Here is a 21,667-nt window from a genome sequence, read left to right on the forward strand (position 1 = left end):
GTGTTGGCGGGCCCCTAGTCTTCGCGGCATGACGGCAGACGGCCGCATGCCACGCATTCGAAGCGCCAGCATTCGAAGCACCAGCACTCGAAGCATCAGGGGAGAGCAAACGTGATGGGTCGTACCGACTACCGCTACTGCAACAGCCGCAAGCGCCTGAGTGTCGCCATTGCCTGCGCGCTGCTCGCGCCGGCTGCCTGGGCCCAGGAGGTCGGCGGTGACGTGGCCGCCACGCCGCCGGCCGCCGAAGCGCCGCGCACGCTGGGCGGGGTGACGGTCACTGCGCGCAAGCGTGAGGAGACCTTGCAGGAAGTGCCGGTCGCGGTCACCGCGTTCACCGCCGAAGCACTGGACCGGCTGGCGGTGGATGATCTGGGCGATCTCGACGCGCAGGTGCCCAACCTCACCATCTACGCCGCGCGCGGTTCCAGCAGCACCATCACCGCCTACATCCGTGGCGTCGGCCAGTCCGACCCGCTGTGGGGCGTCGACCCGGGCGTCGGCATCTACCTCGACGACGTCTACATCGCCCGTCCGCAGGGCGCACTGCTCGACGTGTTCGACGTCGAGCGCGTCGAGGTGTTGCGCGGGCCGCAGGGCACGCTGTACGGCAAAAACACCATCGGCGGCGCGATCAAGTACATCTCGCGCGGCCTGCCGGCCGATACCAGCGGTTTCGTCTCGGTCACCGCCGGAAACTACGGGCAACTCGACGTGAAGGCAGCCATCGGCGGCTCGCTGGGTGGCAACGACGCGCTGCGTGCGCGCGTCGCGGTCGCACGGCTCAGCCGCGACGGGTTCGGTGAAAACACGCTCACCGGCGCCCAGGTCAGCGACAAGGACATCCTCGCCCTTCGCGGCAGCCTGGGCGCCTACGTCAGCGACGACTTCAACCTGCAGTTCGCGTTCGACTGGATGGACGACCAGTCCGGCGTGCGCGGCGCGAAGATGCTGGCACCCAACCGCTTCGCGCCCGGCTTCGCACCGATGGACAGCCGCTACGACATCCGCAGCGGCATGCCCAACGTCAACGACACCACGATCAAGGGCGCATCGGCGACGGCCAACTGGCGCATCAACGACAACTGGGGCGTCAAGTACGTGCTGGCCAAGCGCGAATCCGACACCGAGACCAACATCGACTTCGACACGCTGCCCAACAAGATCGCCGACGTGAAGGCGTTCTACCGCGACCAGCAGGTCAGCCACGAGTTGCAGCTCAACTACGACGGTGGCGGTCGCGCGCGTGGCGTGATGGGCCTGTACGCCTTCGACGGCGAAGCGGGCGGGCAGGTGCGCAACAACTTCTTCAACCTGTTGTTCGGCGACACCCAGGGCACTGTCTACACCGAGAGCGTCGCGTTGTACGCCGACTGGACATTCGACCTCACGCAACGGCTCACGCTCGACGCGGGCGTGCGCTATACCGACGAAGACAAGCGCGCCGACGTGCTCAATCGCGGCTACACCGACGCGACCTACACCACGCCCATCTCGGTGGCGGCGGACTTCGACCGGACGATCAACTTCAAGAACACCTCGCCCAAGGTCTCGCTGGACTTCCAGCTGACGCCCGACATCCTGCTGTACGGCCTGGCCACGCGCGGCTTCAAGTCCGGCGGCTACAACATCCGCGCGCAGGCCACCGCGGTGCCGCGTTCGGCCGAGCCGTTCGACGACGAGGTGGTGGACAGCTTCGAGATCGGCAGCAAGATGGCGTTCCTGGACCAGTCGCTGTTCGTCAACCTGTCGGCGTTCCACAACAAGTACAAGGACATCCAGCTGTCGGTGTTCACGTCCTACGACAGCAATGGCGACGGCACCAACGACGCGTTCTTCGGCGATTTCACCAACGCCGGCGCGGGTACGGTGAATGGCCTGGAGGTCGAGTACCAGTGGCTGCCGACGCAGAACTGGCTGGTCTCGGGAAACCTGGCCTGGCTGGACGCGAAGTACGACGAGTTCCTGTACGCCGGCGTCAACATCGCGCACGAGCAGGCGTTCACCAACGCACCGGAGTTCTCCGGCGCGTTGAACCTGGAGTACCGCACCGGACTGTCCGGTGGCGGCAACCTTTCCGCGCGCGTGGGCTACAGCTACCAGAGCGAGGTGGTGGCCACCACCGAGATCGTCCGCAGCGGCGCGCGGCCGATCGGCCAGGACGGCTATGGCCTGGTCAACGCCGGCGTGACCTGGAAGACCGGCGGCGCGTGGACGCTCGCGCTTCAGGGCACCAACCTGGCCGACGAGGAGTACCGCACCACCGGCTACAACCTCAACGCCGCGCTGGGCGTGATGACGGGGTTCTACGGTCCGCCGCGCCAGTACAGCCTGACGGCGCGCTACGACTTCTGAATTCGCCCGGCGTGCGGGGGGCTGCGCACCTGCCGTCGAGCCGTAGGGTGGGCCCTGGCCCACCGGACCGGGCGCCGCGGCGCCGCTCGCGCCCGGGCCACACGGAGCGCGCCCTCCAACTCGAGTCTGGCGGTGGGCTTCGTGACGGTGGGCTTGAGCCCACCCTTCGGTCCGTCGTCGTCGTCGTTGTTGCGTGGCGTGGCGTCGCGTTGCGGAAGCGGCCGGCGGCGTCCTGCCGGTGGGCTTGAGCCCACCCTACGGTCCAAACGAAAAAGTAGGGTGGGCCCTGGCCCACCGACCCACCGCCGTCGCCCCCGTCCGGGGCCGCACCAAGCGCGCCCCGAACTTTCCGGGCGCCATTGGCTATGCTCGGCAACGGCACAAGGGGAGCACGGGCGTGGTCTTGCGTGACGGCGATTGCCGATGCTGAGTTTCACCACGGTCGCGCTGGCCAGCCTGGTGTGGCTGGCGTTGATGTTCGCCACCGCGCTGTACGGCGAACGCCACCCGGGGGTGCTGGCGCGCCATTGGCGGCACGTCTACGCGCTGTCGCTGGCGGTGCACTGCACCTCGTGGACCTTCTACGGCACCGTCACCCAGGCCGCGCGGTACGGCTGGCCATTGCCGCCGACCTTCCTCGGCGCCATCGTGCTGTATGCGCTCGCCGTGGGCTTCATGATGCGACTGGTGCGGCTGGCGCGTGAGACCAACGCCACCTCGCTTGCCGACCTGATCGCCACGCGCCTGGGCAAGGATGCGTGGCTGGCCGCGACGGTCACGCTGGTCGCCGCGCTCGGGCTGATTCCCTACATCGCGCTGCAGCTCAAGGCCGTCGCAATGAGCTTCGCCATGCTGACCACGCACTCGGCCGACGACAGCGGCGCGCCGCTCTGGCACGACAGTGCGTTGTATGTCGCGCTGGCGATGGCGCTGTTCGCGATGCTGTTCGGCACGCGTCGTGCGAGCGCGGCCGAGCACAACCGCGGCCTGGTGCTGGCGATGGCGTTCGAGTCGGTGTTCAAGCTGGCGGCGATGCTGGCACTGGGCGCGTTCGTGTGGCTCGGCCTCGACCACCTGCCCGAGCCCGCCGCGGCACCCCCGGTGCTGACATCGACGCCGAGCGGTTTCGCCCCACTGGTGTTGCTGGGGGCATTCGCGATGTTCATCCTGCCGCACCAGTTTCACGTCGGCGTGGTCGAGTGCCGCGATCAACGCGACGTGCGCACCGCGCGCTGGTTGTTTCCGCTGTACCTGGTGCTGATCGCACTGCCGGTGCTGCCGTTGGCGCGCGCGGGCGCCGCCTTGCTGGGCGATAGCGGCGTGCCGTCGGATCTGTACGTGCTGGCGTTGCCGCTTGCGCAGGGGCAATCGGGGCTGGCGCTGTTTGCGTTCCTGGGCGGGCTCAGCGCGGCCACCGGCATGGTGGTGGTCAGCACGCTGACCCTGAGCCTGATGATCGGCAACCACTGGTTTGCGCCCGGGCTGTTGCGCGGGGCGTGGTCGCGAAACGACGGCAGCGACCTGCGCGGCCGCGTGCTGGCGCTGCGGCGCATCGGCATCGTGGTGATCATGCTGCTGGCGTGGGCCTACAGCCGCCTGGTTGCCGGCAGCGAGGCGCTGGCCGACGTCGGCGCGGTGTCGTTCTCCGCGCTTGCCACGCTGGTGCCGGCACTGGCGTTCGCTGTGTGGCGGCCTCAGACACCGCCGCGCGCGGCCATTGCCGGCGTACTGGCCGGGTTCGCGGCGTGGGCGTGGGTGTTGCTGGTGCCACTGACGCTGGCGGTGCGCGGGCAAGCGCCGGACTGGCTGTCGAGTGGGCCGTTCGGGCTCGCGTTGTTGTCGCCCGACGGCCTGTTCGGACTGACGGGCTGGAGCCGGCTTGGCCGCGCGGTGGGCGCCAGCCTGTTCGTCGGGTCGCTGGTGACGGTGCTGGTCGCGGCGTGGCGGCGGCACACGCCGCATCGCGCGCGCCGTGGACTCGACGCCAAGTCGTTGCGTGACGCGGGCCTGCGCTTCCTGCCGGGCGATCGCGTCGCGCGACTGCTGTCCGGTGCGCCGGCAAGCGGCGCGGTGCCGGCGCTGGTGGAAGAGGGCATCGAGCGCGAGCTCGCGGCGGTGCTGGGCTCGGCCTCGGCGCGCGTGCTGCTGGATGCCGCGCGTCGCGAGTCGCTGCACCTGGACACGGTGGCCGCGATCGTCGGCGAAGCCTCGGCCGACCTGCGCTTCAACCAGCGCGTACTCGAGGCGGCACTGCAGAACATGAGCCAGGGCATCAGCGTGGTGGACGCCGAACTGCGTCTGGTGGCATGGAACCGGCGCTACGCCGAGCTGTTCGGCTATCCCGAGGAACTGCTGCGGGTCGGCCAGCCGATCGCCGAGTTGTCGATGTGGGCGATGCGCCGCCTGCCGATGCAGGGCGATCTCGACGCCGCGCTGGCGCGGCGGCTGGCCTTCATGCGCGCCGGCACGCCCCACCTGTCCGAACGGGTGCTGGGCGACGGCGCGATCATCGAAATCCGCGGCAACCCGATGCCCGGCGGTGGCTTCGTTGCCACGTTCACCGATGTCACCGCATTCCGTCGCGCCGAGGCCGGATTGATCGAGGCCAACGCGACGCTCGAACAACGCGTCGCCGCGCGCACGATCGACCTGGAAGTCGCCACCCGCGACGCCGAGCGTGCCAACCACGCCAAGAGCCGCTTCCTCGCCGCGATCGGACACGACCTCATGCAGCCGCTGCACGCCGCGCAGCTGTTCACCGATGCGCTGGCCCAGCAGCTCGGCGCTCCGCTCGACGGTGCGAAGGGAGCGGTGCGCGTCCAACCGCGCGAAACCGTCGCGCAGATTTCCGGTGCTCTCGATTCCACGGCCGATCTGCTGACGGGCCTGCTCGACATGTCGCGACTGGAGGCCGGCGGCCTGGTGCCGCAGACACGCGAACTGCCGTTGGCGGAGGTACTGGAGCCGCTGGCGTCCGAGTTTGGTGCGATCGCCGCGGCGCGCGGCCTGCGCTTCCGCTTCGTTGCCAGCCGCGCGTGGACGTGCAGCGACCCGCAGCTGCTGCGCCGCGTGCTGCAGAACTTCCTCGCCAATGCCGTGCGTTACACCGGCCGTGGTGGTGTGCTGCTGGGCGTTCGGCGCGAGGGAGATGGCCTGCGCATCGAGGTGCACGACACCGGCCCGGGCATTGCGCCCGAGCAGCAGACGCTGATTTTCGAAGAGTTCCGGCGTGGCGAGGACGCGCCGGGGCAGGGCCTGGGGCTGGGCCTGTCGATCGCCGACCGCATCGCCCAGTTGCTGCACGCACCACTGCGACTGCGCAGTCGACCGGGCCACGGCACGGTGTTCTCGGTGCGCGTTGCGCGCGCGATGCCGCGACCGGCGATGACGGCCGTCGACGCGGCCCACACCATTGCAATGCCGCGTGGGGGGCTGGCCGGGCTGCGGGTGCTGGCGGTCGACAACGACGACCAGGCGCTGAGGGCGCTGGCCGAGCTGTTGCGGCGCTGGGGGTGCGAGGTGGCCACCGCCCGCGACGAGGACGGCGCGCAGGCGGCGATGGTGGCTACGCCTGCGGCGTTGTGGCTGTTCGACTTCCACCTCGACCGGGGCGACACCGGCGTCGATCTGGCCGCGCGGTTGGCCGCGCGTTTCGGTGATCGCCCCACGCTGGTGCTCAGCGCCGATCGTAGCGAGCCGGTGCGCCGCGCGGTGCACGAGGCCGGCCTGTCGTTGCTGGCCAAGCCGATGAAACCGCTGGCGTTGAAATCGGTGCTCGACCGCTTGTCGTCGGCGCGCCTGTAGGTTGATCGGCGGCGGCGCGCCGGCCGCGCCCTACGGACGCACGGGCGCCTTCGACGGGTTTTCCGGGGGCGGCCTGGTCGCTCGTGCACGTCGTAGGATGAACCGACGCACACGCGCGAGGTCGGCATGACTGCATCGCATCCGGTCCGCTCGCTGCACCACCAGCGGCGCGGGCTGTCGATCCTCCTGGCGACGCTGGCGCTGCTGACCGGTGCCGGGCTGGTGGCGTTCCGGACCAGCCCCTGGCCCTCGGCGTTGTTGATCCGCTGGGCCTTCGATCGCGGCGGCGTGGCATCCGATGCCGCGTTGCGAAACCATGTGCCGGCCGGCGTTTCCAGCCAAACGGGATTGCGCTACGACACGGCCGACCCGGACGCGCTGTTCGACATCCATTTCCCTGCGAAGGTGGCAGGCACCGATCGCCGGCTCACCACCATCGTGTGGGTGCACGGCGGCGGGTTCCTGGCCGGCAGCCGTACTCAGGTGGCCAACTACGCCCGCCTGCTTGCCGCGGATGGCTACACCGTGATTGCGGTGGACTACTCCATCGCACCGGGCGCGCAGTACCCCACGCCGGTCCGGCAGTTGAACCGAGCGCTGGCGCATCTGTCGGACAACGCCGACCGGTTGCACATCGATCGCACGCGCTTCGTGCTGGCCGGCGACTCGGCCGGCGCGCAGCTGGCCGCGCAACTGGCCGCGCTGGTGTCGTCGCCGGACTACGCCAACGCGATGGGACTGACGCCGGGCATCGCTCGTTCGCAGTTGGTCGGCACCGTGCTGTTCTGCGGACCGCACGACGCGCTGACCTGGGCCAGCGATTCCTCCGCCTCGTGGTTCCTGCGGACGGTGGTGTGGTCGTACCTGGGCGCAATGCCGCCGGACAGGGAGAAGGTCGAACAGTTTTCCGTCGCCCGCCACGTCACGCCCGCGTTCCCGCCCACCTTCATTTCGGTGGGCAATGCCGATCCGCTGGCGCCGCAGTCGGTGGCGATGGCCGATGCCCTGCAACGCGAGGGTGTCCGCGTCAATCGACTGTTCTACGCCCGCGATCACGCGCCTGCGCTGGGGCACGAATACCAGTTCGATCTTGAGCGCGAAGAGGCCCGGCATGCCCTGGCCCGTGTCCGGGCGTTCCTGGACGGGCTGTGAGCCACGACGGTCTGTCGCGCCCACCGCCGTCGCCATTGCACCGCAATGATTCACCACCGTGTCCCGGTGGCGTGAGCGCCAGCGTCGCCGGCGCGACCGAAAGTGGCCGCGCCGACAGGTCACCTTACTGCGGTACCACCGCGTCCCAATCCAGCATGTACACCCACCAATTGTTGTGCAGGCCGTTGTGGGTGCCCACGTACTTGGGGATCTTCGACAGCCAGTAGGTGTGCCAGCCCAGGTCGCTGCAGCCCCACCGGGTGCAGTTGTTGGTGGTGGTGGCGCCGGTGAGGCTGGGGTAGCGGTCCCAGTCGTCGCAGGTGTTCCTCTCGAGGTTGGGGTTCTTGAAGTCGTACCCCCACGCGTTGTTGACGCGGTCGTACACCGGCGTATTGAGGCTGCCGTGGATGTTGCCGCACGCCGCCGTGGTGTTGTCGAAGCCGCGCGCGGTGAAGCGCTCGAACACGTTGGCGTTGGCGGGGAAGGGGTTCGGAAGCTTCAGGTAGCCGTTGCGCCAGACGCCGCCGAACAGGTGCACCATCGTGCCTTCCACGCGGTGTCCCATGTCCTCGAGCATGCGCTCGGGTTCGCGTTCGTAGTTGAAGCCCATGATGTTGAGCTTGCCCTGGCAGGCGGTGCCGGTGACCGGGGCACCGTTGGTGTCGAATGCCCCGGTTCCGGCCATGTTGGCTTCCCAGTAGCCGAAGAACGGGCCGCCCCACAGCCACAGCTCGTCGATCTCGCCGGCGTTGAATTTCTCGCAGACACGGTGGTCGGTCAGCACCTTGCGATAGTTCAGCGTCTCGCGCTCGTTGCAGGTCTTGGCGCGGAAGCATGCGATGTACTGGTCATCGGTGTAGACCGTGCCATCGGTGCGGGGCGGAAACTGGTCCAGGCGCACGCGCTGGGCCACGGTGTACTGGACGACCTGGCTGGTGGCCGATTCGAGATAGCGGGTGTACTGGTCTTCGAGGACCAGCGGATTGCGCCAGCCCATGGCATCGTTGAGCCGGCGGCTGCCGTGGCTTTCGATCACCGGGTTGAACTCCAGCACCATCACGCGCCGGTGGATCGGCTCGGCGACACGTGCGTTGGGCGAACGCCCGACCGGCGCGAAGATCGGCGAGATCTCCTGCCAGGTGTTGAGGTCCGTTTCGAGGCGGCGATAGACCTTGTTGCCCTTGACCAGGAACTGCCGCAGCACGTTGTCCTGGTAGAGGCTCGCACTGAAGCTGGTGATGACCGCGTTCCCGCCCACGCCCGCAAACAGGTACGTGAGGTTGTCCCACCCGCTCCAGCCGTTGTTGGCCAGCTGGGTCCGGCGATAGACCTGGCCGGCGCGCACCAGGAACTGCCGCTGCAGGTTGTCCTTGTAGACGGCGACGTTGAAGGCGGTGATCCGGCCCTGACCGGCGGCGGCGAAAACAGCGGTGATGTCTTCCCAGGCACCCCAGGCGTTGTTGGTCTGCTGCGTCCGGCGATACACCTGGCCACCGCGGGTCAGGAACTGGCGCTGCAGACCGTCCTGGTACACCTCGGCGCTGAAACCGGTGATCTCACCGACACCAACCTGGGCGGTACCGTTGAGGCCGGTGTCGATGCTTTCCCACAGGTTCCAGTTGGATTCGCTGCGTCGGTAGACGCGCCCGTTCTTGACCAGGAACTGCCGTTGCAGATTGTCCTGCGACACGACAGCGCCGAACGAGGAAACGGCGGTCGCGTTGCCACGCGTCGCGGCAACGGCTGTCGTCGACAGCGCGAGCGCCAGGGTTGCCAGCAGCGCAGGCAGCAGGCGCTGCGTCCGCCGACGTCCGGCGGGGAATGTCATGAGCATGAGTCGGGTCTCCATGGAATGGGCGATGGCGGCGTGGTGCGCCCGCGGGTTTGGTCGGGGTTGGTCACGAGGGGTGACAGCAATGGGTACGAGGTAGCGGCCCGTGGACTGACATGCGCGTCTGCACAGCCGTGCCGTCTTGCCGTGGTTGCATCGCCGGCGATCGCGGGCGAGCGGGCTTCGCACGCCCGGCGAAGGGCGCGCGGTGTCGCGTGCGGGTTGGTGGTGGGCGACGTCGCGTCGCGCTGGCCCGACGGTAGACCTATGGTCCGGGAGCCTCTTTGCCGCGCATCAGCTTGGGGATGACCGCGAACACCAACAGGGCGATCGCGGTGGTGACGATCGCCACGATCTGCTGGCCCATGCCGGCGGCCATGCCGATCGCGGAGGTCATCCAGATACCGGCGGCGGTGGTCAGGCCTTCGACGCGTTCGCCCCGGCCCTGCTTGATGATGGCGCCGGCACCGAGGAAGCCGATGCCCGAGACGATGCCCTGCATGATGCGCGTGACATCGGCCGGGTCGATGCCCCCCAGCAGCGGCGCCAGCACGAACAATGCCGAGCCCATCGACACCAGGATGTGGGTCTTGAGGCCGGCGGCGCGCCCCTTGCTCTCGCGCTCCAGACCCAGCACGCCGCCCAGCAGCGCGGCCGTCAACAAGCGCACCAGGATGAGTGTCCAATGCCCCGCGTCGGGCAGCGCGAACTCGGCGGCGAGCGTTTCACCGATCTGTTGGAGGATCGTCATGGGGGTCCTTCGTTTGTGGCGCCCGTGGGCGCCACCGCAGGCGGGCGGCGCGATGGCTGCGTGCGCCGAAATGACGTCGCGATGCTGCTGCCTGTTGCGTGAATCCCACGTGTGGCCGGCGCCGGCATCGCGCGACCTTCACAGCGCCGTGAACTTCCGTCGCGAGAATGGCCGCAACGGCGCAAGAGGCTCCGCATGGTGCGTTCGCTGATCCCCAAGGACGATCGTCAGCTGGCGACCCGACTCAAACGCCAGGTCATGGGCCTGGTGTCCTATCTGATGTTCATGGCGCCACTGGTGTATTCGGTGGAAAACGGATGGGTGGGCTTCGGCTACGTTGGGCTGGCGTGGTTTCTCGGCGTGGCGGTGACGATCAACGTCCTCTTCTTCGTCGCCATCCGCGGTGGGTTCAGCCGGCGATTCGCCGATCCCAGCATGGTGGTGCTGCAGGTGGGCCTGGCCGCGCTGCTGGCACTGGTGATGGCCTACTACGCCAAGGAAGCGACGGTCATCACCACGGCCCTGTTCTTCACCGCCTTCTTCTTCGGCATCTTCTCTTTCACCAGGGTCCAGTACCTGGCGCTGACCGCCGCGGTGGTGCTGGGCTACGCCTTGATGCTGGTGATCAAGTACGACCCATCGCAACGCGGCAGCGATGCCTTCCGGCTGGAGCTGCTGTATTTCGTGGTGCTGGTGATGGTGCTGCTGTGGCTGTCGATACTGGGCAGCTACGTGGTGCAGCTGCGTGCGAGCCTGGCGCGCAGGTCAGCGGACCTTGCCACCGCGCTGGCCCGACTGAAGGAGCTTGCCAGCCGCGACGAGCTGACCGGACTCTACAACCGCCGGCACCTGATGGACACGTTGGAGCAGCAGCAGGATCGCGCTGTTCGCTACGACGAGCCGTTCGCGCTTTGCATCCTTGACATCGATCATTTCAAGCGCGTCAACGATTCCTACGGCCACGGCGTGGGGGATGAGGCATTGCGCGCGGTGGGCGAATGCGTGCGTTCGCACCTCAGGCGGATGGACGTCATCGGGCGCGGAAAGAGTCAGAGCACCTGCGGTCGGTACGGTGGGGAGGAGTTCCTGCTGGTGCTGCCGCATGCCGACGGCGCCGACGCGTGGGTTTCCATCGAACGCCTGCGCACCGCGATGCACGACAGCCCGGCCCTGACGAGCGCCGGCCCGCTGTCGATCACGTTCTCGGCCGGCGTTGCGCAGTACCGCCACGGCGAGTCGATTGCCGACATGCTCAGACGCGCCGACGCGGCGATGTATCGCGCCAAGTCCGAGGGCCGCGACCGGGTGGAACTGGCGGAGTGAACCTGCGAAGGGCCCGGTGTCGCAGCAGCGGGGCCGGGAGGGTGAGCGTCACGGACGCCGATCAGGCAAGGCAGGCCGGCGCCGCGAGGTGCCGGCCTGGTCGGAAATCCTCCACCGCCGCGTGGCAGGCCAGCGGCCGACGGTCAGCAATGTCCGCCAGTTGGCGCCATGGCGTGGCGTCGTCCGCGCGTCGCGTTACGCCGCCGCGCGCTGCTCCTGCTGCGGCGCCACGAGGTGGCCGTACAGATCCTTCGGATCGGCCAGCGCCGGGATCAGCCCGGCTTCCACGCCCAGGCCCAGCTCGCGCGCGCAATCGCGCAGCAGGCGCAGGGCCGAGTAGTCCTCGAGCGCGAAGCCGACCGAGTCGAACACGGTGGTCTGCGCGTCGCTGCTGCGACCGGCGGCCTCGCCCACCAGCACGCGCCAGAGTTCGGTGACGGCGAAATCGGCCGGCATCTGCTGCAGGTCGCCCTCGATGCGCGTCTGCGGTTCGAATTCGACGAACACCGCCGAGCGCGCCAGCACCTCGGCGTGCAGTTCGGTCTTGCCGGGGCAATCGCCGCCGACGCCATTGATGTGCATTCCCGGCGCCAGCATGTCCGGCGTGAGGATGGTGGCGTTGCTCTTGTCGGCGGTGACGGTGGTGACGATGTCTGCACCACGCACGGCTTCGGCCGTGCTGGCGCAACGCGTGACGCGCAGACCCGGCACCTGGGCAAGATGCGCGGCCAGCTTGTCGGTGGCCTGCGTGTCGACGTCGAACAGACGCACTTCCTCGATGCCCAGCAAGTGATGGAAAGCCAGTGCCTGGAATTCGCTCTGCGCGCCGTTGCCGACCAGCGCCATGACGCGGCTGTCCGGGCGGGCCAACACCTTGGCGGCCATTACCGAGGTGCCCGCGGTGCGGATCGCCGTGGTCAGGGTCAACTCGCTGAGCAGCGTCGGCGTACCGGTGGCGACATCGGCAATCACGCCGAATGCCATCACCGTCGGCAGGCCTTCACGGGTGTTCTTGGGGTGGCCGTTGACGTACTTGAAGCTGTACTCGTGGGCGTCGGAAACCGGCATCAGCTCGATCACGCCGACGTCGGAATGCGAGGCCAGGCGCGCGCACTTCTCGAACTCGGGCCAGCGGCGGAAGTCGGCCTCGAGGTAGTCAACCATCCTCGCAAGCACCCGCGGCAGGCCGTAGGCGGAAACGATGCGGGCGATGTCCTGGGTGGTGAGCAGGGTGGTCATGGTGGTCCTCATGGCGATGGCGCAGCGCGGGGAAGCACCGGCGATGGCGCCATTGTCCGCACGCGGCTGTCAGCGCAAAACGGCAGAAGTGGCAGCTTTTTGGTATTCGCATGGCATTTCGGCAGGATCCGTTGCCACAATGCGCCATGGACGCACTCGACCAGCAACTGATCGCCAAGCTCCGCCACAACGCCCGGGCATCCATCGCCGAGCTCGCGAGCGCCCTGGGCGTGTCGCGCGGCACCATCACCAACCGCATTGCGCGGCTGGAGCGTGACGGCGTCATCGTGGGCTACACCGTCAAGCTGCGACCCGATGCCACACCCGACGAGATCCACGCCTGGACCAGCATCGCGGTGGAGGGCAACCAGCATGCCGTGGTGCGTGCGCTGCTCGGCGAACCGGCCGTGGCCAGCCTGCACGACACCAATGGTCGCTGGGATCTGTTGGCCGAGCTGCGCGTCGGCAGCCTGGGCGAGTTGTCCGCCGCGCTCGAACGCATCCGCAAGGTGAAGGGCATCAGCGCCACCGAAACCAGCCTTCATCTTCAAAGCTTCCGCGGTTAGGCGTTCGAAAATCGCGAACAGTGCGTTCGCGAATCGGGTCCAGGCGAGCACTCCGTTCCAGGCGTCGGATCGTGAGAAGGTGCTAAGCCTGTTGACCATTGCTGCCCTCTACCCACACCGGTCGCCTGCGAGAGTTGCAGGTCCTGGCAGGCATGCCATCCACCAATCCCGAAGGGGCTGGCGATCAGCTTGACATCCACGCGACCACACGCGCAGGCTGGCCCCGGCTCCGATAAGACAATGGATTGGGCGCAGAGGAGTCCACTAACGGCGAATGCCGGATTGTCGTGGAAGCCCTTCCATGCGGCGCTTTGCAAGTGGTTTGGCGTTGTCCCTGGCCCTGCTCTGGCCGGGGGCGGGTTTTGCCACGCAACGGGCCGAAGTCCCCACCAAGATCGAGCAACCGAACCCTGCACCGGTAAGACTGGTTGCGAGCGGGATCGAGCCGATGTTCGACGCGATCGGCCGTGATGAAGGGCTGCGCAGCAGCTATGTCTGGAAGGTGTCGGCAGACCGCCACGGCTTCGTATGGATCGCAGGCAACAGTGGCGTCCACCGTTACGACGGGCACCACATCTATAGCTTGGATCGCGATCCCAATCGCCGCGACTCGCTGGCGAGCCGCGACAACAGGTTTGTGGTCCCGACTCGCGAGGCGATCTGGTTCGCCAGTGATGACGGCACCCTGCAGCGCCTCGATACCGCGAACGAGCGTCTGACCGCCGTGCCGGTGAAAACCCGTGAGGGCGCAAGTCCCAAGCTGATCGTCTGGCTTGGCGGTGATGCAAACGATCGCATCTGGATGCTGACCGAGCTTGGGCTGTTGCGATACGACCCCAACACCTCTGCAGTGGTCGTAGCCAAGCTTCCCAAAGACGGATCGCCGGTGCTGACGATGGCGTTCAGTGCGGACGCTCGCCATCTGTTCGTGGTGAGCAACGGCCACAGCGTTGTCGACGTGGATGTGAACGCGCCGGAAAAGGTTCGTGCCTTGCTGACCAATCCGGATCGCGAACCGATCTCCGCGATGGCTGCGGAAGGTCCGAACCTGTGGTTGGCCGCAGGAAAGGCGCTTTGGAAGTTCGATGCGGCATCGGGCTCGATGCAGAAGACCGAGCTTCCGGTGGAGTCGCTGTATGCGACTTCCATGGTCGTGGATGCCAACGGCATCGTGTGGTTTGGCAGCGAATACGACCTGGGCTTGCATCGATTCGATTCGCGAGAGCGCACGCTGACGATCTACAAGCATCGTCCGGAGGATCCGTCGAGCATGACGTCGGATCGAATGCTGTCGCTGGCGATCGATCGACACAACAATCTCTGGATCGGTCTCCTGACTGGAGGCGTCAGCCGCCTTCGCCTCGGCCAGGATGTCGTCACCCGTTACAGCCTTCCAGGCAGCCGGGGCCGGAGTGTCTGTGCCATGCAGGAAGGGGAAGGCCGCCAGCTCCTGCTGGCTCTGTGCGGAAACAGCCTCGCGCGACTCGACCTCGATACAGGCCAGGTCACCGACTTGGCCCCGGAACTCGATCGCGCGCTCCCGGCGCCATCTCCGGCGTTGAACGCACACGTACTGGTGAAGGATGGCCGAGGTGGCGTTTGGATCCCTACGGGTCGGGAAGGGTTGCTGCGGTGGCACCCCAGGGAAGGGACCGTCCAGATCCCATCGCGATCGGAGGATGGCAAGTCGGAACTGCCCGGCCTGTACTTCACCGGCGCATTCCTGGGTGCAGATCGGAAGCTATGGATTACCAGCAATCGCGGACTGACCGTATTGGAGCCGGGTGCTGCGTATGTGAGGGAGATATCCGTACTCGACAGGAAGCGCGAGATCAAATTCATCGGGCATGACGTGACCGGAGGGCCAGATGACTCCTTGTGGGTCAGCAGCAATATCGGTCTGATCCGGTACTGGCCGAAGCAGCAGCGGGTGCTGCAGTTTCGCCACGATCCCAATGACCGCAGAAGCCTGTCCGATAACCGGGTCCTGCAGGCCTACACCGATAGGTTGGGGCATGTCTGGGTAGCCACCCAGGCCGGTCTCAACCGAATGGTCGTCGTCGATAAGGGAACCGTCCGCTTCCAGCGTTACGGCATCGCCGAAGGTCTGCCGGACATGACCGTCTCTGCGATCACCAGCGATACCCAGGACGCGCTGTGGGTTGGTACCAACCGAGGCATCGCTCGTTGGGATCCCAAGCTGGACAGATTCGAGAGCTACCTCAAGCCTGATGGCGTACCCGATGGCGAGATCGGCAAGGGCGCGGCCTTCCTGAGTTCAGATCGTGGCTTGTACTTCGGCGGCGTTGACGGCGTATGGCGGTTGGATGCGGAGCGCGTCCGCATGGCCAAGTCGGCCCCCGTACTGCTAAGCGACTATGAAGCGGGTGGTAGAAGGGCGGTCAACTTGCGCGGCAGCGAGCTGCAATCGCTCGGTGCGCGATACGACGACGGGCGCATCACGTTTCGAATTGCGGTGCTTGGTGACTCGCGGCGCCTCTCGTATCGGTTGGTTGGCCTCGACGAGCGATGGCAGGACATGCCGTCCGATCTATCCGTCAGCTATCACCGATTGGCGCCAGGTTCGTACCAGTTCGAAGTTCGCCAGCTCGACAACCGGGGCGGATGGCGTTCTCCTGAACTTTCCATTCCGCTGGAAGTAGCGCCACCGCCATGGAAGCAGCCCTGGGCTTATCTGCTCTATGCGCTCGCGGCTGCAGCATTGGTGGCCCTGGTGGCACGCCAGTACCTGGTACGCCGCCGGCGTCGCCTGGAGCATCTGCGAGAACTGCAGGAGCGTGACGAACGGCTGCGGATGTCGATGCAAGCCTCCGGCGACGTCATGATCGAGATCGATCTGACGCATGGCCGGGTGGTGCACGTCGGCGAAAGCATGCTCGGGTATGAGCTTGGCAAGCTCCCCACCGAGATCGACGAGTACTTCGCGCTGACCAATGGCTTGATCCACCCCGACGACGCTCACGTCGCGAAAAGTCTGCGGGAGTCGCTCCTGGCGCGTCGCGCCATCGATTCGGAAGTCGAGTACCGATTGCGCAAGCCGGACGGGACATGGGCCTGGGTTCGGCTGCGGGGACAGCTCATCGAACGGCACAGCCAAGAAGGCAGGATCGAACTGTTTACAGGCATGCTCCACGACATCACCGAGGACCGTCATACGCGGGAACTGCGTCAGAAGGCCTACGAAACGCAGCTTCAAGCCGAGACCAAGGGGCGCGTCCTGGCGATGATGAGCCATGAGATCCGCACCCCCATGAACGGCGTCGTGGGGACGATCGAACTGCTGGACCGGATGCCGCTGGGCCGGGCCCAGCAGAAGGTTCTGGAGACCTGCAAGGACTCGGTGTCGGTGCTGATGTCCGTCGTCAATGACGTGCTGGATTTCTCCAAGATTGAAAGCGGAAAGCTGCAGCTGGAACGCGCCCCGCTTTCCCCGCGCAGGTTGATCGAGTCCGTGGCCTCGGCGTTCGGCATTCAGGCAACCAAGAGGGGAATTGATCTCGACCTCCATGTGGATCCGGCGGTTCCCGCGCGAATTCTCGGAGACCGCGTGCGGCTGCACCAGATTCTCACCAACCTCGTCAGCAACTCGGTGAAGTTCACGGAGCGCGGTGGTGTAAGCATCAGCGCGGTCATGGCAGCGCCCGATGTGCTCTGCATCTCGATCGCAGACACCGGCATCGGAATGGATGAGGAAACCGTACAGAACCTGTACCAGCCCTACCAGCAGGCCGACGCAACCACCGTGCGCCGGTACGGCGGTACTGGGCTTGGGTTGAGCATCGCCCAGCATCTCACCCAGATGATGGGAGGACGTATCGCCTGCGACAGCCGGATCGGAGAGGGTGCTTGCTTCACCGTCACCATCCCTTCCGATGCCGTCTCGCCTGGCAGGCCGGCTGCAAAGCCCTTGAGCGGGGTGCGAGTGCTTGTCCTGGCAAACGTGGGACGGCAATCGATCATCGGGGAGCCGCTGAGTCTGCTCGGTGCCGACGTCGACTTCGCGCAGGACATCGAGGTGCTGAAGTCCAGGCCGCGCGATCAGCAGAATCAGGCAGTCGACGTTGTGTTGATCGACAGAGGCGAGGGTACTCAAGAGCGCCTGGCTGCAATGAAGGCGGACCCATCGCTCGCCAGACGCCCCATCATCCTGTTACAGGCTGGAGGCACCCTCGATACTCCGATGGGAGGGGGCATCGTCGTTATCGAGGGCAATCCGTTGGTGCGCGCCGAACTTGTTCGCGGGGTGGAGCTTGCGCTCGGACGAGTCGATGCACCTGCCAAGGGCGTGCCCAGCGAGGCCAAGGGGGGCGAGGTGTCGGAATGGCGGGAGCCCGAAGCAGCGCCGGGAAGGATGATCCTCCTGGCCGAGGACAATCCGACCAACCGCGAAGTGATCACGCATCAGCTGAATCAGCTTGGATGCACCTGTGATGTGGTCGAGGATGGCGAGCAAGCCTGGATGAAGTTGTTGGCTCATCCGGATCGCTACGACCTTCTCATCACCGATGGCTACATGCCCCGGCTGGATGGATACCAGCTCGCCGAGCGCATCCGCAGGCTCGAGCATGAGCACAAGCGATCGCGCCTCAAGATTCTTGCGCTGACGGCCAACGCCGATAAGGGTGAAGAAGCCCGTTGCCTGTCGATTGGCATGGACGGCTATCTGGCCAAGCCAGTGCGTATGGACGACCTGCTTGGGATGCTCAGTGAGTTGCTTCCAGAAGGCATCTCGAACGAGCCCTCGGTCTGCGTGCCTGGGCAGGCGAAGCCCGGCCTCCCGTTGGGGCTCTCCGCCCTGGCCGAGATGCTCCAGGGCGACGAGGCGAAGCTTGCGCGTCTGTTGCGAATCTTCACCGACACCACGCGAAACGACCTCCTTGCGCTGGAGGCAGCCAGGCAAAGCATGGATCGCAGCGCCGTCGCCAGGTTGGCGCATCGGCTGAAGTCGGCCTGCATGCAGATGGGAGAGCAATCCACCTGGCAGGCGCTCGATGAATTGGAGGGGGCCGCAAGGAGCACGCAGGTCGACGATGCTCTCTTGAATCAGCTCCTGGAGGTGGCAAGGAACGAAACCGAGCAAACCCTGGCCAGGGTGGAGCAGTACGGCGCCAGCCCGTTGCAGGTGGCTGAATCGCGCGGGGCGCGTTCATGAGGATACTGATCGCCGACGACCATCCGATCATCTGCATTGCGTTGAGCGAGATGCTGAAGACGGCTTTTCCCGGTGAAGGCACGTCGATCGAGACCGCCAGCGACAGTGACAGCTTGCTCGCAGCCATCCAGGCGCGCTCGTTCGACCTGCTGGTGCTGGATCTGCAGATGCCCGGGGAGCTGAAGAGCGTTACCTTGCTGGAAGCGGTGGTTGCGATGCGGCCGGATCTGAAGATCGTGATCTACACCGGTTATGCGCATCCATCCCTGGCCCTGGCGACATCTGATCTTGGGGCGAGGGCGCATGTGCTGAAGGCGAGCGGCCCCCACCTCGCGATCGACGCGATTCGCGCCGTGCTGGCAGGGGGGGCGTTCGTCGACCCCGCGATTGACCTGGAGTCTGCGCGCAGCCACCCCTGGCATCAGCTCACCAGCGGCGAGCGAAAGGTGCTGCTGGCACTCGCACGCGGCGAGAATCTCCAGGTCATCGCCATAGACACGTGTCGCAGCTACAAGACGGTCACCACTCACAAGTACAACGCGCTGAGCAAGCTTGGACTGAGATCCAATGCCGAGATCGGGCCCTATCTTTCCGCACACGGGCTGGACTATCTGATTGATTGAATCGCCGTGCGTGGCCGACGGCGGACCTAAGACTTTTCCCAATGGCATCCGGTGGCCATCTCCCTACCATCGATCCTACGGGTCACGGTTCTGGAGTCGGGTTTGTCGTGGATATCAGGGGCAGCGGTCAGCACTCAGCAGCAATGCGATGCGTGCAAGAACGATAGCGCCACCGACGGCGTTTGCGTCGCTGTCCAAGCTGCTGGGCGAGGATCCCGGACGCACGATGGGGGTGTTACTGGCGTTTCGCCAGGCCATCAGCGATGAACTGCAGTTGTTGGACCTTGCCTTGAAGTCGGGAGACCGTCGGCTGGCGCATGAGGCCGCCCATCGTGCCGCAATGGCCTGCCACCTGGTAGGCGAGAAGCGCGCCGGCCGACGGTTGGCGGTGATCGAAAATGCGGGCACACAGGCGATCGATCCCGTGCTCACCCAGCAGATCGTGCGAGCCCGGGCAGCGCTGGTGGAACTCATCGATCGAACCTCCATGCTCGTGGAATCCGGAAAGAGCCAAGCAACGGAGCCCGGCGACACGCTGCCCGGAGAAGGCCATGGCAAATAAGAAGTCGACATTGGCCGAGATGGCCATCCTCCATTCAGTCGAGTCTTCGGGGCCGACGACGCCCGATGATCGCAAGATGGAGCAGATTCGCGACATTCTCTTTGGCGGGCTGTCGCGGGAATACGACCGAAGGTTCCAGGAGATCGGCGAGCGCTTGACGCATGAAGTCGCTCGAATCGAAGGCGATGTCGAACGACGGTTGTCGGCAATGGACTCCCGATTGGACTCGCTGGCCGAGCGCCTGCAGTCGCAGCTCAGGCAGGAATGCCATGCGCGAACGGCGGCGCTGGATGATCTGGACAGCCGCATCAGCCAGGCCATGCGAACCCAGCGCGGTGAGCTGAGCGTGGCTATCGAGAGTCTGGAGAAGGATCTGGCCAGGACCGACAGCCGATCGCATGAGTCCATCGCCAGTCTGGGTGCCGAGATCGCCGCGGCGCTCCAGACATTGCGCGAATCCCTGGCACGCGAGCGCGACCAGATCCATCAAGGCAAGCTCAGCCGCCACGACATGGCCGATCTGATGAGTGAGCTGTCCATGCGGCTGCGCGGGGCGCTCGATCTGCCCGAGGTCGACTAGGCACTTCGCCATGAGCGGCGACTACCATCGCATCCGGACACTGTTGCTGGGTGTAGAGCAGCTTCGTCTGGAAAAGATCGACCTGGCCGTTCAACGAAGCGATGCTCGCTTCGAGCGCCTTCCGGAAACGCTCGCCGAGAGCATTGAGGTCGCAAACTCGACCCGCGGCGCGTCGAGGCTCGCGCGCGCGCTCTCCGAATCCACGGCCGAATCGCTGGAGCTGGCTGTCCAGAAGCGCCCGGGCGCGATTGTCCAAGCCGTGTTTCCGATCATTGGCCCGGCGATACGTCGCGCGCTGAGTGAGGCGCTGCGCGCGATGGCGCAGGATCTCGACCAGGCGCTGCAGGAGACGCTCAGTCTGAGGGCGTTGCGCTGGCGACTGGAGTGCCTGCGAACCGGAATTCCCTACGCCAGTGTTGCCTTGCGGCACAGGCTGCATTACCAGGTCGAACACCTGTTCCTGATCCGTCGCGAAAGCGGCTTGCTACTGGATCACCTCTGCCGGCATGACCGGCCGGGCGTCGACGTCGATGCCATTGCCGGCATGCTGACGGCCATCGAACAGTTCGTGCAGGACTCGGTCGCTTCAGGGGAGGAAGGCGGCCTGGGAGGGGCCACGGTCGGCGACTATCGTCTGTTGCTCAGTCATGGGCCTTGCCTGCGCCTGGCGGCGTTCGTCAGTGGCGTGCCACCGAGCAACCTGGGAAGACGTCTTGATGAGCTGAACGAGACGCTGCACACGCTTCGGGAGCAACACGGCGAGGAGCAAGTGAACCTCCCAGCCGGGGCGCTGGCTGACCTTGAAGAGTTGAAGGAGGTTGATCCTGTCAGGCGGCGCACCTCCGGCCACTATTTTGTGGGTGCACTGGTTGCCAGCATTCTCGTCGCGATGCTGGTTTGGAGCTGGATGGCAGTTGGCTGGTCGCGCCAGGTCGGCACCATCCGCAACGACCTGGACGCTCTGCCTGGTTTCGCACTGCTCAGCATCGAGTCGGAAGGGCGCGGGGCGTTGATGATCAACGGTCTGCTCGATCCGGCCGGCCAGGACCCGCGTTCTGTACTGCGCAGCCTCCACCCCGGTGTGCGAACCGATTGGCGCCTGCGTCCCTATGTGTCGTCCGACCCGGAAGTGGTCGTCCGTCGTGCACGACAGCAGCTGGCGCTTCCGCATGGCGTGTCAACGGAGCTGGACGAAGCGGGCACGTTGCACCTGCGCGGATCGGTTCCATTCGCCATGTGGTATGGGCTCGACAGGCGGCCCCCGGCTGTCGAGGGGGTACGGGGACTAGAGACGGGTGGGCTGGATTACCCTGGCATGACGCACGTCGATGCGCTCATCGGTGAGATCGAAAGCATTCGCATCGACTTTGCAGGTGGGGTGTCCGCGGCGGTGGCGGATGAGTTGCACCTGCGGGCGCTCGTGGCATCGTTGCAAGCCCTGCAGCGCCAGGCCCATCGGTCCGGACTGAAGATCCACGTCCGCACCTACGGCTTCACCGACGAACCGGGTCCACTGGGCATCAACCGACAGCTTCGCCTGCGTCGCGCCGAATGGCTTGGCGAAGCAATCCGCTCGCGGATGAACGAGTCCATCGATATCGATGTGAGCATGGACACTCTGTCCGTGCGCTTTCACGGCAGGTGCCGGGCCGCCAATGCCCAGGTCATGAGCACGCCGCTTGGACCGCCGAACAGAAGGCCCGACTAA

At 66.2% G+C, this 21,667-nt stretch carries 13 protein-coding genes; 10 read left to right on the forward strand and 3 right to left on the reverse strand.

Annotated features, from left to right (window positions below; translation table 11 throughout):
• The first annotated feature begins 114 nt into the window (after positions 1 to 114).
• From EER27_RS05445 to EER27_RS05455, 3 genes are all read left to right on the forward strand, one after another.
• Positions 115 to 2,355 (forward strand): TonB-dependent receptor, encoded by a 2,241-nt coding sequence (locus tag EER27_RS05445; RefSeq protein WP_123087003.1) that lies wholly within the window; start codon positions 115 to 117, stop codon positions 2,353 to 2,355.
• A gap of 423 nt (positions 2,356 to 2,778) precedes the next feature.
• Positions 2,779 to 6,159 carry a PAS-domain containing protein gene (locus EER27_RS05450; RefSeq protein WP_123087004.1) on the forward strand — a complete coding sequence of 1,127 codons (3,381 nt, stop codon included), beginning with the start codon at positions 2,779 to 2,781 and terminating at the stop codon, positions 6,157 to 6,159.
• Positions 6,160 to 6,285: 126 nt separating this feature from the next.
• A complete protein-coding gene (locus EER27_RS05455) occupies positions 6,286 to 7,311 on the forward strand; it encodes an alpha/beta hydrolase (protein ID WP_123087005.1) in 1,026 nt (341 codons plus the stop codon).
• Between the two features lie 124 nt (positions 7,312 to 7,435).
• Here EER27_RS05455 and EER27_RS05460 read toward each other — a convergent pair whose 3' ends face one another.
• Both EER27_RS05460 and EER27_RS05465 read right to left on the reverse strand, forming a co-directional pair.
• Positions 7,436 to 9,145: a PLL family lectin gene (locus EER27_RS05460; RefSeq protein ID WP_148040940.1), complete on the reverse strand. Its 1,710-nt coding sequence runs from the start codon at positions 9,143 to 9,145 to the stop codon at positions 7,436 to 7,438.
• Positions 9,146 to 9,407: 262 nt separating this feature from the next.
• Complete coding sequence (locus tag EER27_RS05465; RefSeq protein ID WP_190285659.1) at positions 9,408 to 9,893, reverse strand: MgtC/SapB family protein; 486 nt, start codon at positions 9,891 to 9,893, stop codon at positions 9,408 to 9,410.
• Between the two features lie 198 nt (positions 9,894 to 10,091).
• On the opposite strand from EER27_RS05465, the gene EER27_RS05470 reads away from it, so the two are divergent.
• Positions 10,092 to 11,216, forward strand: a complete 1,125-nt coding sequence (locus EER27_RS05470; protein ID WP_223807180.1) for a GGDEF domain-containing protein — start codon at positions 10,092 to 10,094, stop codon at positions 11,214 to 11,216.
• Between the two features lie 195 nt (positions 11,217 to 11,411).
• Here the strand turns inward: EER27_RS05470 and EER27_RS05475 are convergent, their stop codons facing one another.
• A complete protein-coding gene (locus tag EER27_RS05475; protein ID WP_123087008.1) occupies positions 11,412 to 12,455 on the reverse strand; it encodes an ornithine cyclodeaminase in 1,044 nt (347 codons plus the stop codon).
• A gap of 146 nt (positions 12,456 to 12,601) precedes the next feature.
• On the opposite strand from EER27_RS05475, the gene EER27_RS05480 reads away from it, so the two are divergent.
• The 6 genes from EER27_RS05480 to EER27_RS05505 all read left to right on the forward strand — a co-directional run bounded on the left by EER27_RS05480 (position 12,602) and on the right by EER27_RS05505 (position 21,667).
• Complete coding sequence (locus EER27_RS05480) at positions 12,602 to 13,021, forward strand: Lrp/AsnC family transcriptional regulator (protein WP_123087009.1); 420 nt, start codon at positions 12,602 to 12,604, stop codon at positions 13,019 to 13,021.
• A gap of 301 nt (positions 13,022 to 13,322) precedes the next feature.
• Positions 13,323 to 18,194 (forward strand): ATP-binding protein, encoded by a 4,872-nt coding sequence (locus EER27_RS05485; RefSeq protein WP_190285660.1) that lies wholly within the window; start codon positions 13,323 to 13,325, stop codon positions 18,192 to 18,194.
• A complete protein-coding gene (locus EER27_RS05490) occupies positions 18,191 to 18,817 on the forward strand; it encodes a response regulator transcription factor (protein ID WP_123087011.1) in 627 nt (208 codons plus the stop codon). The genes EER27_RS05485 and EER27_RS05490 overlap by 4 nt, the downstream gene beginning before the upstream one ends.
• A gap of 226 nt (positions 18,818 to 19,043) precedes the next feature.
• Entirely contained in the window at positions 19,044 to 19,379 is a 336-nt protein-coding gene (locus EER27_RS05495; RefSeq protein WP_148040941.1) for a hypothetical protein, read from the forward strand.
• On the forward strand, positions 19,369 to 19,959 hold the full coding sequence (locus tag EER27_RS05500) for a hypothetical protein (RefSeq protein WP_148040942.1): 591 nt from the start codon (positions 19,369 to 19,371) through the stop codon (positions 19,957 to 19,959). Before EER27_RS05495 ends, EER27_RS05500 begins: the two co-directional genes overlap by 11 nt.
• A 10-nt stretch (positions 19,960 to 19,969) precedes the next feature.
• Positions 19,970 to 21,667, forward strand: a complete 1,698-nt coding sequence (locus EER27_RS05505) for a hypothetical protein (RefSeq protein ID WP_123087014.1) — start codon at positions 19,970 to 19,972, stop codon at positions 21,665 to 21,667.

Source organism: Montanilutibacter psychrotolerans, assembly GCF_003719825.1.
Classification (GTDB): domain Bacteria; phylum Pseudomonadota; class Gammaproteobacteria; order Xanthomonadales; family Xanthomonadaceae; genus Montanilutibacter; species Montanilutibacter psychrotolerans.

What these genes read in the sequence shown, in the direction of transcription:
- EER27_RS05445 (WP_123087003.1), top strand. Translation starts at nt 115, where the DNA reads ATGGGTCGTACCGACTACCGCTACTGCAACAGCCGCAAGCGCCTGAGT.
- EER27_RS05450 (WP_123087004.1), top strand. Translation starts at nt 2,779, where the DNA reads ATGCTGAGTTTCACCACGGTCGCGCTGGCCAGCCTGGTGTGGCTGGCG.
- EER27_RS05455 (WP_123087005.1), top strand. Translation starts at nt 6,286, where the DNA reads ATGACTGCATCGCATCCGGTCCGCTCGCTGCACCACCAGCGGCGCGGG.
- EER27_RS05460 (WP_148040940.1), bottom strand. Translation starts at nt 9,145, where the DNA reads ATGCTCATGACATTCCCCGCCGGACGTCGGCGGACGCAGCGCCTGCTG.
- EER27_RS05465 (WP_190285659.1), bottom strand. Translation starts at nt 9,893, where the DNA reads ATGACGATCCTCCAACAGATCGGTGAAACGCTCGCCGCCGAGTTCGCG.
- EER27_RS05475 (WP_123087008.1), bottom strand. Translation starts at nt 12,455, where the DNA reads ATGACCACCCTGCTCACCACCCAGGACATCGCCCGCATCGTTTCCGCC.
- EER27_RS05480 (WP_123087009.1), top strand. Translation starts at nt 12,602, where the DNA reads ATGGACGCACTCGACCAGCAACTGATCGCCAAGCTCCGCCACAACGCC.
- EER27_RS05485 (WP_190285660.1), top strand. Translation starts at nt 13,323, where the DNA reads ATGCGGCGCTTTGCAAGTGGTTTGGCGTTGTCCCTGGCCCTGCTCTGG.
- EER27_RS05490 (WP_123087011.1), top strand. Translation starts at nt 18,191, where the DNA reads ATGAGGATACTGATCGCCGACGACCATCCGATCATCTGCATTGCGTTG.
- EER27_RS05495 (WP_148040941.1), top strand. Translation starts at nt 19,044, where the DNA reads ATGGGGGTGTTACTGGCGTTTCGCCAGGCCATCAGCGATGAACTGCAG.
- EER27_RS05500 (WP_148040942.1), top strand. Translation starts at nt 19,369, where the DNA reads ATGGCAAATAAGAAGTCGACATTGGCCGAGATGGCCATCCTCCATTCA.
- EER27_RS05505 (WP_123087014.1), top strand. Translation starts at nt 19,970, where the DNA reads ATGAGCGGCGACTACCATCGCATCCGGACACTGTTGCTGGGTGTAGAG.